This is a genomic window from Limnohabitans sp. T6-20 (genome assembly GCF_003063505.1).
GTDB lineage: Bacteria > Pseudomonadota > Gammaproteobacteria > Burkholderiales > Burkholderiaceae_C > Limnohabitans_A.
Map to the genome: position 1 here is coordinate 71,723 of NZ_NERW01000003.1, position 13,566 is coordinate 85,288.

Genomic DNA, 13,566 nt, shown 5'->3' on the forward strand with positions numbered 1-13,566 from the left:
TACGGGTTGATGCGGGAAAGCCTCTCATTATAGCTGAGGACCGCTCGAAAACCCTGACAGAGCCTGGACAAAACGTCCGGAAACAGGCCCCTCGAAGGATCAAACGGCAGCGGTTGCGCTGGCGTGCAGGCAAATGGCCGCTGCAGTCGCCACATTCAATGACTCTTCCCCACCGGGCTGGGCAATTCTGACTTTTTGTCGCGCCAAAGCCATCAAACTGACGCTGACGCCCTGCCCTTCGTGGCCGAAAACCCAAGCGCACTTTGGGCCCAATTCGTTGCGTTGCAACAATTCATGCAAAAAAGGCCCTTCATGTGAACTGGTGGTCAAAACAGGTACCTGCAAAGCCGCCACATCCGCTTCGCTGGCCGATTCAACCAGATGCAAGCCGAAATGCGCCCCCATACCCGCCCGAAGCACTTTCGGAGACCACAAGGCCGCGGTCCCTTTGATGGCCAACACCTGGCGGTAACCAAAAGCCGAGGCGCAGCGCAAAATTGCCCCCACATTGCCCGCATCCTGCAAACGGTCCAGAACCACGGTGGATGCCTCTGACAAAACTGTCCAATCCGACGACCAAGCCACCACAAACCCCATTCGGGCCGGTGACTCAAGACCACTCAGGCTGGCAAACAAAGCATCGGGCAAGACAAACAAGGCATCGCTCAAGCCAGCCCACTGTGGGCCTTGCTCTTCAAAGAAAGAGGCACTCAACACGATTTGCAAGGGCTTGACCCCGCGATCGATGGCGGCACGGCACAGGTGATCCCCTTCAAGCCAGAACTGCCCGGCCTTGCGGTAAGCCGTGGTCTCTTGCGCCAAACGACGCCAGGCCTTCACCTGTGGGTTGTCACGCGACGTGATCAAATTCATCGCACGCTCCTGGCCACCGGGGCAAAAGTCATTCTGTGGCAATCTGCGGGGCCATGCGCTTGCAATGCCGCCAAATGCTGAGCCGTCCCGTACCCTTTATGCTGGTCAAAACCATAGCCCGGGTAACGCTGATGCATCTGCTCACACAAGCGATCACGGTGCACTTTGGCCAAAATGGACGCCGCAGAAATGGCAGGCACCAGCGCATCGCCCTGCACAATGGCTTCGGCCAAAATGTCCAGGGTCGGCAGTCGGTTGCCATCCACCAGCACCATTTGGGGTTTTAAGCGCAAGCCTTCGACGGCTCGCTTCATCGCCAGCAGCGTAGCTTGCAAAATATTGAGTGCATCGATTTCTTGCACGGTTGCTTCGGCAATTGAAAAGCACAAAGCCCGTGCACGGATCTCGTCGAACAACTGTTCACGCCGCTTGGCGGACAGTTTTTTGGAATCGTTCAAACCGGCGATCGGCTGCAAATCGTCCAAAATCACGGCAGCCGCCACGACAGGCCCGGCCAGAGGTCCTCGCCCAGCCTCATCCACGCCAGCCATGAGGCCTGCGGCGTCCCAATTCAATGTTTTTTGCTCAAGCGGCAAGGACTTTTTGGATCGCATGGGTTGCCAGCGTCGGCATGTCCTGACGCAATTGATGGTGTAAGGCGGTAAATCGTTGCTGAATTTTGGCCACGGACATCGGATCGTCCAGCCACTGCAAAACCGCTTTGGCCAGGGCTTCGGGCTGCACCTGTTCTTGCAAAAACTCGGGGACCAAACCTTCGTTGCACAAAATATTGGGCAAGCCAATCCAGGGCAGCAAACGCTTGCGGTTGGCAATCTGCCAAGAAAGCCATTGCATTTTGTAGGCGATGACCATGGGGCGTTTGTGCAAAGCGGTCTCGAGCGTGGCAGTGCCACTGGCCACCAAGGCCACATCGCAAGCGGCCTGCACTTCATGCGAACGCCCCATGACCAGATGCACATGCCCCTGCATGCCAGCACGCGCAATGGACTCTTCGACCATGGGCTTCAAGGGGCCGTGCGTAGGCAAGACAAACTGCAAACCGGGGCGCAGCGCCAACATGCGTTTCGCAGCCTGAAGAAACGGCAAAGCCAGCCCCTTGACCTCAGAGGGCCGGCTGCCAGGCAGCAATGCCACGATGGTGCCAACGGCTGGGAGCCCCAAGTTTTGGCGCGCTTGCCCGCGGTCAGGTTCCATATCGATCACATCGGCCACGGGGTGCCCGACAAAGGTTCCCTCAATGCCGTGCTGAGCCAGCAAAGCGGGCTCAAAAGGGTAAATGCACAAAACATGGTCCACGCTGTCGCGAATCTTTTGCACGCGTTCAGGTCGCCAGGCCCAGATGGAGGGACACACCAGTTGAACCGTGGGCACACCCTGCTGACGCAACAAGCGCTCAACCGGCAAGTTGAAGTCGGAGGCATCCACCCCCACGTACAAGTCGGGTGGAGAGGCCAACAAATCCTGAATCAAGGTCTGGCGGATGCCGTTGATGTGGCGATAGCGCCAAAGGGCTTCAACCAAACCACGCACCGACAACTCGTCACAAGACCAGCGAGAGGCGAAGCCGGTGGCATCCATCTGGGGGCCACCAATGCCCGAAGCTTGCAGTTGAGGCCAGCTTTGGCGCATGCCCTGCAGCAACAAAGCCGCCAGCATGTCTCCCGAACGCTCAGCCGCAACCATGCACAAACGCAAATTTTGCGAAGGTGCCGATCCTGAAAGTTGCTGTGCGTCTTTCGCGTTCATCACGCCTTCAAAGCCTGACGAATGACGCCGCAAATTTCATCCACCGCGTCGTTGCTCAGTTCTGGGTAAATCGGCAAAGACAGGCACCGCGCAGCCACCGATTCCGTGACAGGAAAACTTGAACCTGCAGCCATCGAAGCAAAGACCTTTTGCTGGTGCAAAGGCACAGGGTAATAAATGGCGCTGGCAATTTGCTGATCGGTCAACGCTTGCTGAATGGCCGCACGGTCATCGGTCAACAAGGTGTATTGGTGGTACACGTGCAAGCCCACACCGTCTTCGAAAGGTGTTTGCAAGTTCAGGCCCGCCAAGCCGGCGCTGTAACGGTGCGCAACGCGGCGGCGCTCCTGGTTGTATTGGTCAATCAGCGGCATCTTGGCCCGCAACACCACCGCCTGCAGCTCATCCAGGCGGCTGTTGTAGCCAATGATGTCGTGGTAGTAACGCACCTTGCTGCCGTGGTTGCGCAGCATGCGCAGCTTTTCAGCCATGTCGGCCGACTGGGTAGTGACCATGCCACCATCCCCATAACAACCCAGGTTCTTGCTGGGGAAGAAGCTGAACGCCGCCACATCGCCCATCGCACCTGTCTTGCGGCCATCAATATCGGCACCGAACGACTGGGCGCAGTCTTCCACCAAACGCAGGTTGTGCTCTTCGGCCAAAGCCATCAGCGGCTTCAAATCAGCAGGCTGTCCGAACAAATGCACGGGCAACAAGGCCTTCGTTTTGGGGGTGATGGCGCGCCGGGTCTGCGCCACATCGATGTTGAAGGTGCGCGGATCGATGTCCACAAACACCGCCTTGGCACCCACATAGGCGATCGCTTCGGCGGTGGCGATGAAAGTGAACGGCGTGGTGATGACTTCGTCACCCGGGCCAATATCGGCCGCCAGTAAAGCGAGGTGCAAAGCATCCGTGCCGTTGGCGCAGGTGATGGCGTGCTCCACGCCAAGGTAGGCCGCGGCCTCTTTCTCGAAGGCCTGGACATTGGGCCCCAAGATGAACTGCGCTGCACTCAGTGCGCCCAGAAAAGCAGGTTCCAGCTTGGGCTGGAGATCGCGGTATTGCGCGACCAGATCGACCATAGGGATGCGCATGGCGGTCCTTTCAAATATTCAAAAAATCAGGAAATCAGACGGGTGGCTTCGGTGATGCGCTGAACGGCTTCCAGCGCGCGACGACCAGCCTCCCCGCTCACCTTGGGTGGGCGCCGGTGACGAATGCTCTCGACGAAATCGACGATCTCCGCAAACAAGGGGTCGGCTTCGCCAAAGGATTGTTCATGCCTTTCGATGGCTTGCTCGGGATCGGCCTTCGGGTCGGCCGCGCCACGGTATGTGGTCAGCGTGCGGGCCTGAAAGTCCAGCGAGTGGCAGGCCTGATGCTGGAAGACACGCATTTTGCGTTCACTCTTGGCGCTCACGCGGCTGGCCGTCACGTTGGCCACGCAACCGTTCGCAAAACGAATTCGGGCGTTGGCAATGTCTATGTCAGATGTCAGCACCCGAGCGCCAGAGCAGTCCACACTTTCGAGTTCACTGTCCACCAAGGACAGGATCAAGTCGACATCGTGGATCATCAAGTCGAGCAAGACACTCACATCGGTGGCGCGTGGTTTGAACGGTGCCAGGCGTGAGCTGTCGATGAAACGGGGACCGGACAGCAAAGGCTCCAATGCCAGCGCTGCGGGATTGAATCGCTCCAGGTGGCCCACAGCCAACACACAGTGGTTTTCTTTGGCCAAACGGATCAACTCGTCGGCTTGCGCCAAAGTGGTGGTCATCGGTTTTTCAACCAGGACATGAACCCCTGCGCGCAAAAATTCGGCACACACATCGTAATGACCTTGTGTAGGCACCACGATGCTGACCGCGTCCACCTTGCCCAGCAAAGCGCGGTAATCCGTCATGGCGGCACAACCCAAAGGACCAGCGACAGCGTCTGCCTGCTCCTGGCGGCTGTCGACAACCGCCACCAGCTCACACTCTGGAATCTTGGCGTACTTTTGAGCATGAAATTTGCCCAGATAACCAACGCCAATCACGGCGCAACGCAACAGGGCCACGGGGCCCTCCTTTCATGCACGGACGCGGCAGAAATGCCGCGCCTTGAAACTGTCAATCGACCGAACGGCGTCGCGAACGAACAATGCCGACTTTGGGTGAAACATCTGCGAGAAAATCCAGCATCATGGCCACATCCGCTTGCACCTCGGGTTTGTCTTTGCCGATTTGCAAAATGCGGTCTTTTGCAGCGTCAAAGGTCAAATTTTCACGGTACAAAGCTTTGTGCATGGCGCGCACTGCGGCAATGCGTGCCGGAGAGTAACCGCGACGGCGCAGGCCTTCCGCATTGACGGTCCGTGCAGCGGCAGGCTGCCCTTGGCAAGTCACATAGGGCGGCAAATCGGCAAACAGCAAAGTGCACATTGCAGTGAAACTGTGAGCCCCCAAACGCAGGAACTGACGCACCACGGTAAAACCACCCAGAATGACCCAGTCACCCACCACAACGTGACCCGCCAATTGGGAGTTGTTGGCAAAAATCGTGTGGCTGCCAATGTGGCAATCGTGCGCGAGGTGCACATAGGCCATGAACAGGTTGTCGTCACCCACTTGGGTCACACCGCCACCGTTCACCGTACCGGCGTTGAACGTGCAAAACTCACGAATGGTATTGCCGTCCCCAATCACCAGCCGCGTGGGTTGACCGGCATATTTTTTGTCTTGCGGCGCAGCCCCCAGCGAAGAGTAGCTGTGGATGTGGTTGTTTTGACCGATCGTGGTGTGCCCCTCGATCGTGCAGTGAGAGCCCACAGTGGAGCCAGCACCGATCGTCACATGAGGGCCAATGATGGTGTAAGGGCCAACGGTCACGGAGGCGTCCAGCTGAGCAGCCGGATCGACCAAAGCAGTGGAATGGATAGTGGCCATAGGTCCTCAGGCAATTTTGCGCATGGTGCACATCAACTCGGCCTCACAGGCCAACTCGTCGCCCACTTTGGCTTGCGCCTTGAACTTGAAAATACCGGCCTTCATGCGGTCCAGCTGCACCTCAAGGGTCAACTGATCGCCGGGCTCCACGGGCCGTTTGAAACGGGCGCCATCGATACCGGCAAAGTAATAAACCGTGTTGTCATCAGGCGCTGTATCGAGCGTATCAAAGGTCAGCAATGCCGCGGCTTGCGCCAGGGCTTCGAGCATCAATACCCCCGGCATGACCGGACGGTGCGGGAAATGGCCAGTGAAAAAGGGCTCATTGATGGTCACATTTTTCAGGGCCTTGATGCGCACACCTTTTTCGATTTCCAGAACGCGATCCACCAGCAAAAACGGATAGCGATGCGGCAACTGCTTGAGAATTTTATGAATGTCCATCATGGTCATGTTTCCTTGTTATTTTGATTGTCCGCTTCGAGGGCTTTGATGCGATCACGCAAGCGGGACAACTGTTTGAGGCTGGCGGCGTTCTTTTCCCAATTGGCATTGCTGTCCAAAGGGAACATACCTGTGTAGTTGCCCGGCTGCGAGATGGAGCGGGTGACCACCGAGGCCGCAGAAATGTGCACATGGTCAGCCAAGCTCAAGTGACCCAGCACCACCGCACCACCGCCCACCGTGCAATGCGCACCAATCCGGGCGCTGCCTGCCACACCAACACACCCCGCCATGGCGGTATGTTGCCCGACATGCACGTTGTGCCCGATCTGGATCAGGTTGTCGAGCTTGACGCCGTCTTCAATGACCGTGTCTTCCAATGCGCCACGGTCAATGCAGGTGTTGGCGCCAATCTCCACGTCATTGCCAATGCGCACCGCGCCCAATTGTTCGATTTTTTCCCATCGCCCTTGAACGGGAGCGAACCCAAAGCCATCGGCGCCGATCACCACACCTGAATGCAAAAGGCAACGTGCTCCGATCTTGCAATCTTCGCCAATGGTCACGCGTGACTTGAGCACGGTTGCGGCACCGACTTCAGCGCCGCGCTCAACAACACACAAAGGGCCAATCACGGCATCGTCGGCTATCAGCGCATCCGGGTCGATGACCGCACTGGGATGGATGCGAGGTCCCGCCGGTTTGTGGTGAGATCGCTTCCACAGTTGGGTCAAGCGGGCAAAGTACAAATAAGGATCGTCAGCGATGATGGCTGCGCTTCGCTGTGCAACCTGGCTCTCCAACGCGGGACTGACAATGACGCAACCGGCAAGACTGACCGCCAATTGGCTTTGGTAACGCGCCTGACTGAGAAAGCTGATGTGACTGGACTGGGCAGACTGCAATGGGGCCAGCCCCGATATGGACATATCAGAGGGCCCCAAGAGGCGGCCGCCCAGTGCCTCAACGATAGCGCCAAGCGTCAGCGACACAGTCTCAAACAGGCTTGCGCCTGTTATTTGCCAACCGAGGCGTTGAGTGCCTTGATGACTTTTTCGGTGATGTCGTGCTTGGGATTGAAGTAGGCCGCATCCTGCAAAATCAGGTCGTACTTCTCTGATTCAGCGACCTGCTTCACCGCACGGCCAGCCTTTTCAAAAAGCATCTGGTTCTCTTCATTTTTACGAGCCCCCAGATCCTCCTGAAATTCGCGCTGTCGACGCTTCAAATCACGATCTTGCTCGATCAACTGCTTTTGTTTGGTCACTCTTTGCGTTTCTGAAAGAGTCGGCGCATCGCGCTCAAATTTCTCAGCTGAGACTTTGAATGCATTGATCGCTTCATTCAACTCTTTTTCGCGCTTCAAAAATTCCGACTCCAGCTTGGCTTGGGCAGCTTTGGCCACATTGGAATCACGCAGGATGCGATCCGTGTTGACGATGCCGATTTTGAAATCCTGGGCCTGCGCCAAGCCTGAGAAAACCGATGCACCTGCCAACAGTGCGACGAGAAGGTTCTTGCGAATCGTTTTCATTAGAAGGAGGTTCCGATCTGGAATTGAAGTTTCTGAATTTTATCGCCTGTCTGCTTGCGAATCGGCGTGGCGTATGAGAAGCGCAAGGGGCCCATGGGCGAAATCCAGCTCAGGCCGATACCAGCCGAAGCGCGAAGCTCGCCCAACGACAGTTTTTCGTTTTCACCATACGCTCTGCCCACATCGGTAAAACCATACAGACGCAGGGTTTTGTCATTACCGGCCCCAGGAAAGGGCATCATGAACTCAGTATTCAAAACAAGCTTCTTGGGGCCGCCCAAGTAAACCAGTGTTGAGTTTGAGGAGCTGGTGGCTCTAGCGGGTCCAAGAGTAGATTGCTCAAACCCCCTGACGCTGCCCAAACCACCCACATAAAAGTTCTTGAACAAAGGGAACTCTTGACCGCTCAATCCCTTACCCCATCCAATATCTGCATTGATTGCCAATGTGTATTTCTTACTGAGAGGGAAGTACTGTTGGAATTGGTAGTTACTTCGGAAATACCGGACATCACCTGCCAAGCTCAAGTCAGCGTTGACTCGCTGATAAATACCTTTGCTAGGGACCAATGCGCTGTCTCGTCCGTCACGGGCCCAGCCCAAAGTTAATGGCAAAGCTGTACTGGTACTGCCAAACTTGTCAGCATATTCCTTGTAGGGGTCTGGCAGCCCAGTTCCTGACTTGATGTGCGTCTGTTCAGCATTCGCACCGAGAAACACGGTGTCCGTCTCAGTCACAGGAACACCGAAACGTAGCCCCAAACCAGAATTGACCAAGCTGTAGGAATTGATGTCTCCGAGGTATGGGCGCGTTGTACGCTGGAATACATCAATCGTTCTGGATATGCCGTTTTGCGTGAAGTAAGGGTCCGTGGTGCTCAGCACCAGGTTCCGGTTGTACTTGCTGGTGTTGACCTCAACGGCTAGGTAATTGCCTGAGCCAAAGGCATTTTCCTGACGGATGCCAAAGCTCAAGGTCACTTTTTCAGCAGAAGAGAAGCCTGCGCCCAAAGAAATGCTGCCGGTGGGCTTTTCCGCCACGGTGAACATCAAATCGACTTGATCAGGGGTCCCTGGTATCTCGATGGTTTCAACGTTGACTTCCGTGAAGAAGCCCAAACGGTCCACTCGATCACGGGACAAACGAATTTTGTCGCCGTCATACCAAGCCGCCTCGAACTGGCGAAACTCGCGGCGGATCACTTCGTCGCGCGTGCGGTTGTTGCCCGCAACCAGAATGCGGCGGACATACGCACGACGCGAAGGCTCTGCCTGCAGAACAAATTGGACGCGGTTGTTTTGTCGATCGATTTCGGGCTTGGCTTCGACTTTGGCAAACGCAAAACCGAACTTGCCAAAGTAGTCGGTGAATGCTTTGGTGGTTTCAGCCACCGTTTCGGCGTTGTAGGCTTTGCCGACACCGATTTTGACCAAGGCCTTGAACTCGTCGTCTTTGTCAAGGTAATTGCCTTCCAGCTTGACACCAGAAACCACAAAGCGCTCACCTTCGGTCACATTGATGGTGATCGCCATCTCTTGCTTGTCGGGTGACATGGCCACTTGGGTAGAGTCAATGCGGAATTCCAGGTAGCCTCGGGCCAAGTAGAAAGAACGCAAAGCCTCCAGGTCGGCATTGAGCTTGGTGCGTGCATAGCGGTCCGACTTCGTGTACCAGCTCATCCACCCGCCCGTATCCAGATTGAACTGGTCGCGCAAATCGGACTCGGAGAATGCCTTGTTGCCCACGATCTGGATTTGCTTGATCTTCGCAGGGCCACCTTCGGTGATGGTGAAGCTCAAATTCACGCGATTGCGATCGACCGGGGTGGCTGTGCTGACCACCTCTGCACCATACAAGCTGCGGCTAATGTACTGACGCTTGAGTTCTTGCTCGGCCTTGTCAGCCAGCGCTTTGTCATAAGGCCGACCTTCGGCCAGGCCCACCTCTTTCAAGGCCTTGACCAGAACATCCTTGTCAAACTCCTTGAGCCCGATGAATTCCACTGCAGCCACCGATGGACGCTCTTCCACCACCACCACCAGAACATCACCTTGGGTTTCGAGGCGCACGTCCTTGAACAAACCTAATGCAAACAAAGCCCGAATGGCTGCTGCGCCTTTTTCATCCGAATATTGATCACCCACGCGCAATGGCAGGGAGGCAAAAACAGTACCGGACTCGATGCGTTGCAAACCCTCTACGCGGATATCGCGCACGGTGAATGGATCAACGGCCCAGGCTGGCATGCACGCCATCAAGGAGGCTGCCAAAGTCAATGCAGCAGGTTGAATGCGTGAACGAATGTCAAAAAAATTCATGGAGCAACCATAGAGAGGTCTGGACGGCTTGCTCATTAAAAACACCCCATCCAGAACCCATTTTAAAAACCAACCGATGCGCCCCCAGCAGGGCCGCACCGTATTTTCGCCTGTCATCGCCGAAATACGGCGACCCAACAAAACAAGCCAAGATAATACACCTCAGGACAGGGTGTTCATTGCCCCCTCTACAGGCTTGGCATGGGCTGAAAGAGGGCCATCAGCCCCACTTTGCGACGAGCTTGAGCGCCGCTTCACGGCTTTGGCGGTCAAGACTCAACAAATCATCCAGATTTTCAGGGCGCGCGCTGACTACTGCATCCAACGTGGCTTCATTCACATCATGGATCTGGTCAAACCGGATCTCACGGTTCAAAAATGCCGCCACCGCAATCTCATTGGCGGCATTCAGCACAGCACAACTGCCGGGCGCACCCTTCAGGGTTGCCCAAGCGAGCTTCAAACCCGGAAACCGTGCAGGGTGGCCATGGTCATCCATGGACTCAAATGTCATGGCGGCCAAGGCGTGGAAGTCCAGAGCACCCGCCCCCGACGCCATGCGTTCCGGCCAGCTCAATCCGTAAGCGATCGGGACCCTCATGTCGGGTGTACCCAATTGAGCCACCACCGAATGGTCACGGTACTGCACCATGGAGTGGATCACGCTCTGGGGGTGAATCACCACTTCCAACTGGTCAGGCTCCAGTCCGAACAAATAACGCGCCTCAATCACTTCCAGGGCTTTGTTCATCATCGTGGCCGAATCCACAGAAATCTTGCGCCCCATCACCCAATTGGGATGCGCACAAGCCTGCTCGGGCGTGACGTCCTTGAGGCTGATCGGGTCGCGACCTCGAAACGGTCCACCCGAGGCCGTCAAAATGATCTTGTGCACACGCCTTTGCCAAGTGGCGGGGTCTTCCGGCAGCGACTGGAAAATCGCGGAGTGCTCACTGTCTATCGGCAAGAGAACAGCCCCGCCCTCTCGCACCGCCGACAAAAACACCTCGCCGCCCACCACCAGAGCTTCTTTGTTCGCCAACAAAAGTCGTTTGCCGGCACGTGCAGCCGCCAGGCAAGGCGACAATCCCGCTGCGCCCACGATCGCCGCCATGACCGCGTCCACTTCTGGTGCGCTGGCCACCTCGTCCAGAGCCGCCGCGCCCCAACGAACCGGGATGTTCAAGCCCTCGGACTTGAGCTTGTCTGCCAGCAGGCGGCCTGCGGCCTCTTGAACCATGACAACGATTGCGGGCTTGAACTGCACGCATTGGGCCAACATCAAATCAACCTGACTGGATGCGGTCAGGGCATGCACCTCAAACTGCGCGGGATGACGTGCCAAAACATCGAGCGTGCTTTGACCGATCGAGCCGGTTGAGCCCAGGATGGTGATGCGTTGTTTTGTTTGCATGAAATCGGCACCCATTTCAAATCCAGAAGACCAGCATCATCGCCAAGGGCAAAGCAGGCAACAAGGCATCGACACGGTCCAACACCCCGCCGTGGCCTGGCAACAGACCTGAGCTGTCTTTCATGCCGGCACTGCGTTTGACCAGTGACTCCACCAAATCACCTACCACACTCATCGCGGACATGAACAACAAAGCGGGCAAAGCCACAAACCAACCTTTGGCAAACAGGAGCGAGTAAAGACTGAGGTCTGGCAAGGACCAGCGGCGGTCGAGCGCTGCCCAGATGACCGCCACCAGCAAAACGCCCAACATGCCGCCCAAAACGCCCTCCCAGCTTTTGCCAGGGCTGATGCTGGCGGCCAATTTGGTCTTGATCCAACGCCCGCCGAAAGCCCGGCCAAAGAAATAAGCAAAGACGTCTGCCGCCCAAACCAGCACAAGGACAGACAACAGGAAATTCACACCGCGCTGGTGCGCTTGCGCCATGGCCAGCCAAGCCAACGTCAAAAGCAGCAAACCCACGGCCCAACGCAAGCCTTGGGGCCAAAGAGCCCAACCGGCCACACCACGCTGGATCATCCAGGCCCCCAGCAACACCCACAGGGCACCCGCCATCAACCAAACCATGGGATGGGTGCGCTGCACCCAGCCAAATTGCGCTGCCGCGCCACATGCCAGCAAGCAAATGAAGGCACCTGACCACGCCAGCCAAGTGGGCATGCCATTCAAGCGGCCCCACTCCCAAGCACCTGCAGCAATCAAGATCACCGTCAAGCCCATGAATGGCCAGGGATTCGCGGCAAACAAAGCGGGCAATAGCAAGGCCAGCAAGACCAAGGCGGTGATGACTCTTTGTCTGAGCATGGGGACTCCAGAAAAAAAGGCCGCCAATGGCGGCCATTCAGGCCGTGGACAGCCACGGCATGGGATTCAAACTCAAACCGCCATGATCTCTTGTTCTTTGGCGGTCACCAACTGATCGATCTCGGTCATCCGCTTGTCGGTCAATTTCTGCACATCGGCTTCTGCGCGCTTTTGGTCGTCTTCCGAGACCTCTTTGTCCTTGACCAGCTTTTTAACCGACTCGTTGGCGTCACGGCGCAAGTTGCGAATGGCAATCTTGGCGCTCTCACCTTCGGTACGGGCCAACTTGGTCATTTCCTTGCGACGCTCTTCGCTCATCGCGGGCATGGGCACGCGGATCAATTCGCCCAAAGACGCCGGATTCAAACCCAGTTCGCTTTCGCGTATGGCTTTTTCAATCTTCGCGGCCATGCTTTTTTCCCATGGCTGGACGCTGATCGTGCGCGAATCCATCAAGGACACGTTGGCCACTTGCGACAAGGGCACCAGTGAGCCGTAGTAATCGACATGAATGGTGTCGAGCAAAGCAGGGTTGGCACGACCTGTGCGGATGCGTGTCAGGTTGTTTTTGAAAGCCGCAATGGATTGCTCCATTTTGGTTTCGGTTGTTTTTTTGATGTCTGCAATCGTCATGAAGTTCTCCTCGTCAGAACAGGCTCAAGCGTGAACCAGCGTACCTTCGTCTTCACCCAAAACCACGCGTTTCAAAGCGCCGTTCTTGATGATCGAAAACACCTTGATGGGCAATTTTTGATCGCGGCACAAAGCAAACGCCGTGGCATCCATGATGCCCAAGTTGCGTGAAATGGCTTCGTCAAAGCTGATTTCGCTGTAGCGGGTCGCCAAAGGGTCTTTTTTGGGATCAGCCGAGTAAACCCCATCCACTTTGGTCGCCTTGAGAACCATTTCAGCGCCGATCTCGGCACCCCGCAAAGCGGCTGCTGTGTCTGTGGTGAAAAACGGATTGCCCGTTCCCGCCGCAAACACCACCACTTTGCCCTCTTCCAGGTATTGCAAAGCTTTGGGGCGAACATAAGGCTCGACCACCTGGTCAATGCCAATCGCCGACATGACACGGGCCGTCAAGCCCGCCTTGTCCATCGCATCGGCCAAAGCCAAAGAGTTCATGACCGTGGCCAACATGCCCATGTAATCGGCTGTGGCACGGTCCATGCCCACCGAACCGCCAGCCACACCCCTGAAGATGTTGCCACCGCCAATGACCACCGCCACCTGTACACCCAAGCGGGTGACTTCGGCGATTTCTTCGGCCATGCGCACGATGGTGGCACGGTTGATGCCAAAAGCATCATCCCCCATCAGGGCTTCGCCCGACAGCTTGAGCAAAATGCGCTTAAAGGCTGGCTTGGCTGAAGACATGATGGGCTCCTTGAATATCAATGTGGACGATGGAA

14 protein-coding genes are annotated in these 13,566 nt (G+C 56.5%); all 14 read right to left on the reverse strand.

Annotated features, from left to right (window positions below):
• Window positions 1-99: 99 nt before the first annotated feature.
• The 14 genes from B9Z33_RS11355 to pyrH all read right to left on the reverse strand — a co-directional run bounded on the left by B9Z33_RS11355 (window position 100) and on the right by pyrH (window position 13,531).
• Window positions 100-873: an RNA methyltransferase gene (locus B9Z33_RS11355; protein WP_108287161.1), complete on the reverse strand. Its 774-nt coding sequence runs from the start codon at window positions 871-873 to the stop codon at window positions 100-102.
• The gene (gene rnhB / locus B9Z33_RS11360) at window positions 870-1,487 is read right to left on the reverse strand and encodes a ribonuclease HII (protein ID WP_108287162.1); all 618 of its coding nucleotides are present in this window, start codon (window positions 1,485-1,487) and stop codon (window positions 870-872) included. The genes B9Z33_RS11355 and rnhB overlap by 4 nt, the downstream gene beginning before the upstream one ends.
• On the reverse strand, window positions 1,459-2,640 hold the full coding sequence (gene lpxB / locus B9Z33_RS11365) for a lipid-A-disaccharide synthase (RefSeq protein ID WP_199220342.1): 1,182 nt from the start codon (window positions 2,638-2,640) through the stop codon (window positions 1,459-1,461). Before lpxB ends, rnhB begins: the two co-directional genes overlap by 29 nt.
• Window positions 2,640-3,740: a DegT/DnrJ/EryC1/StrS aminotransferase family protein gene (locus B9Z33_RS11370; RefSeq protein WP_233252812.1), complete on the reverse strand. Its 1,101-nt coding sequence runs from the start codon at window positions 3,738-3,740 to the stop codon at window positions 2,640-2,642. Before B9Z33_RS11370 ends, lpxB begins: the two co-directional genes overlap by 1 nt.
• Before the next feature lie 26 nt (window positions 3,741-3,766).
• Window positions 3,767-4,708, reverse strand: a complete 942-nt coding sequence (locus B9Z33_RS11375) for a Gfo/Idh/MocA family protein (RefSeq protein ID WP_108287164.1) — start codon at window positions 4,706-4,708, stop codon at window positions 3,767-3,769.
• 52 nt (window positions 4,709-4,760) lie between these two features.
• Window positions 4,761-5,576, reverse strand: a complete 816-nt coding sequence (gene lpxA / locus B9Z33_RS11380) for an acyl-ACP--UDP-N-acetylglucosamine O-acyltransferase (RefSeq protein ID WP_108287165.1) — start codon at window positions 5,574-5,576, stop codon at window positions 4,761-4,763.
• A gap of 6 nt (window positions 5,577-5,582) precedes the next feature.
• Complete coding sequence (gene fabZ / locus B9Z33_RS11385; RefSeq protein WP_108287846.1) at window positions 5,583-6,023, reverse strand: 3-hydroxyacyl-ACP dehydratase FabZ; 441 nt, start codon at window positions 6,021-6,023, stop codon at window positions 5,583-5,585.
• 2 nt (window positions 6,024-6,025) lie between these two features.
• Window positions 6,026-7,012, reverse strand: coding sequence for a UDP-3-O-(3-hydroxymyristoyl)glucosamine N-acyltransferase (lpxD, locus tag B9Z33_RS11390; RefSeq protein ID WP_108287166.1), 987 nt, complete (start codon window positions 7,010-7,012; stop codon window positions 6,026-6,028).
• Between the two features lie 23 nt (window positions 7,013-7,035).
• Window positions 7,036-7,554 (reverse strand): OmpH family outer membrane protein, encoded by a 519-nt coding sequence (locus tag B9Z33_RS11395; RefSeq protein ID WP_108287167.1) that lies wholly within the window; start codon window positions 7,552-7,554, stop codon window positions 7,036-7,038.
• Window positions 7,554-9,872: an outer membrane protein assembly factor BamA gene (gene bamA / locus B9Z33_RS11400; RefSeq protein ID WP_108287168.1), complete on the reverse strand. Its 2,319-nt coding sequence runs from the start codon at window positions 9,870-9,872 to the stop codon at window positions 7,554-7,556. Before bamA ends, B9Z33_RS11395 begins: the two co-directional genes overlap by 1 nt.
• Window positions 9,873-10,092: 220 nt before the next feature.
• On the reverse strand, window positions 10,093-11,286 hold the full coding sequence (gene dxr, locus B9Z33_RS11405) for a 1-deoxy-D-xylulose-5-phosphate reductoisomerase (protein WP_108287847.1): 1,194 nt from the start codon (window positions 11,284-11,286) through the stop codon (window positions 10,093-10,095).
• A 16-nt stretch (window positions 11,287-11,302) separates the two neighbouring features.
• Window positions 11,303-12,151 (reverse strand): CDP-archaeol synthase, encoded by an 849-nt coding sequence (locus B9Z33_RS11410; protein WP_108287169.1) that lies wholly within the window; start codon window positions 12,149-12,151, stop codon window positions 11,303-11,305.
• 72 nt (window positions 12,152-12,223) lie between these two features.
• Window positions 12,224-12,784 (reverse strand): ribosome recycling factor, encoded by a 561-nt coding sequence (frr, locus tag B9Z33_RS11415; RefSeq protein WP_108287170.1) that lies wholly within the window; start codon window positions 12,782-12,784, stop codon window positions 12,224-12,226.
• Window positions 12,785-12,808: 24 nt separating this feature from the next.
• Window positions 12,809-13,531: a UMP kinase gene (pyrH, locus tag B9Z33_RS11420; RefSeq protein WP_108287171.1), complete on the reverse strand. Its 723-nt coding sequence runs from the start codon at window positions 13,529-13,531 to the stop codon at window positions 12,809-12,811.
• Between the last annotated feature and the right edge of the window lie 35 nt (window positions 13,532-13,566).

Coding starts and splice junctions, on each gene's coding strand:
- rnhB (WP_108287162.1), bottom strand. CDS start 1,487: ATGCGATCCAAAAAGTCCTTGCCGCTTGAGCAAAAAACATTGAATTGG.
- lpxB (WP_199220342.1), bottom strand. CDS start 2,640: ATGAACGCGAAAGACGCACAGCAACTTTCAGGATCGGCACCTTCGCAA.
- B9Z33_RS11395 (WP_108287167.1), bottom strand. CDS start 7,554: ATGAAAACGATTCGCAAGAACCTTCTCGTCGCACTGTTGGCAGGTGCA.
- B9Z33_RS11355 (WP_108287161.1), bottom strand. CDS start 873: ATGAATTTGATCACGTCGCGTGACAACCCACAGGTGAAGGCCTGGCGT.
- B9Z33_RS11410 (WP_108287169.1), bottom strand. CDS start 12,151: ATGCTCAGACAAAGAGTCATCACCGCCTTGGTCTTGCTGGCCTTGCTA.
- fabZ (WP_108287846.1), bottom strand. CDS start 6,023: ATGATGGACATTCATAAAATTCTCAAGCAGTTGCCGCATCGCTATCCG.
- dxr (WP_108287847.1), bottom strand. CDS start 11,286: ATGCAAACAAAACAACGCATCACCATCCTGGGCTCAACCGGCTCGATC.
- bamA (WP_108287168.1), bottom strand. CDS start 9,872: ATGAATTTTTTTGACATTCGTTCACGCATTCAACCTGCTGCATTGACT.
- lpxA (WP_108287165.1), bottom strand. CDS start 5,576: ATGGCCACTATCCATTCCACTGCTTTGGTCGATCCGGCTGCTCAGCTG.
- pyrH (WP_108287171.1), bottom strand. CDS start 13,531: ATGTCTTCAGCCAAGCCAGCCTTTAAGCGCATTTTGCTCAAGCTGTCG.
- frr (WP_108287170.1), bottom strand. CDS start 12,784: ATGACGATTGCAGACATCAAAAAAACAACCGAAACCAAAATGGAGCAA.
- B9Z33_RS11370 (WP_233252812.1), bottom strand. CDS start 3,740: ATGCGCATCCCTATGGTCGATCTGGTCGCGCAATACCGCGATCTCCAG.